Here is a 1,050-nt window from a genome sequence, read left to right on the forward strand (position 1 = left end):
GCCGGCCTCGTCTCCGACCGCACTGTCAACGTCTGAAAACCGGCCACGGCAAGGCCGAACACGCCTCACCCGCTATCACGCACCAACTCGTTAGATGTCATTTCATTTGGTGATGCGGCGGTAGCAGATAAGGGTGCTGGCGATGCCGGCGAAGGCGAGGAAGTGCTCGGGCTTGCGTTCGTAGCGGCGGTGTAGGCGTCGGCATCCGTTCAGCCAGGACATCGTTCGCTCGACCACCCAACGGTGCCGGCCCAGCCGGTCGGAGGCTTCGATCCCGCGTCGTGCGATGCGGGGCACGATCTGTCGTCGTCGCAGCCAATTGCGCAGGCGGTCGTAGTCGTAGCCCTTGTCGCCGTGGAGCTTGGCGGGGCGGCGGCGTCGCGGGCCGAAGCGGGAGCGGATCGGCGGTATCCCGCGCATCAGCGGAATGAGGGCCAGGCTGTCGTGGTCGTTGGCCGCCGAGATGCCGATCGAGATGGGCAGACCGTTTCGGTCGACGATGAGGTGGATTTTTGATCCGGCTTTGCCAGGGTCGGTCGGATTCGGTCCCGTCAGCGGCCCCCTTTGAGGGCCCGGACGCTCACGGAATCGATTGCGCACCTCGACCAGTCCAACTCGCCGCGGGCACCGAGTTCATCCAGGACCAGGCGGTGCAGCTTGGCCCACACCCGGGCCTTTGACCACTCGGTGAAGCGCCGGAACGCCGTCACTCCGGAGGGGCCGAAGCCGGGTGGCAGCTGATTCCAGGTGCACCCTGACGTGGCCACGAAGATGATGGCGGCTAGCACTTCACGATCCCCATGCCGACGTCGGCCACCGCCCTGGGGGCGTTCCGGCGCCGGCGGCACCACACGTTCGAACAACTCCCACAAGCCGTCCGGCACCATCCGCTGCACGAGCCCAGTCGTCACCACACCAGACTGCCGCAAGATCACGCCAAATGAAACGATGTCTTACGAGTTGGTGCGTGATAGCGGGTGAGGCGTGTTCGGCCTTGCCGTGGCCGGTTTTCAGACGTTGACAGTGCGGTCGGAGACGAGGCCGGCGATG

General features: G+C 65.7%; 1 protein-coding gene. It reads right to left on the minus strand.

Annotated features, from left to right (window positions below; translation table 11 throughout):
* Nucleotides 1–102 precede the first annotated feature (102 nt).
* Nucleotides 103–887, minus strand: a protein-coding gene (locus ABZ858_RS37165; RefSeq protein WP_361389449.1) for an IS5 family transposase whose coding sequence is annotated in 2 segments (ribosomal slippage) — nucleotides 103–554 and nucleotides 554–887 — 786 coding nt in all. Because the reading frame shifts where the segments join, the coding sequence is not laid out codon by codon here.
* Nucleotides 888–1,050: the final 163 nt, after the last annotated feature.

This window comes from Streptomyces sp. NPDC047017 (genome assembly GCF_040644175.1).
Classification (GTDB): Bacteria; Actinomycetota; Actinomycetes; order Streptomycetales; family Streptomycetaceae; genus Streptomyces.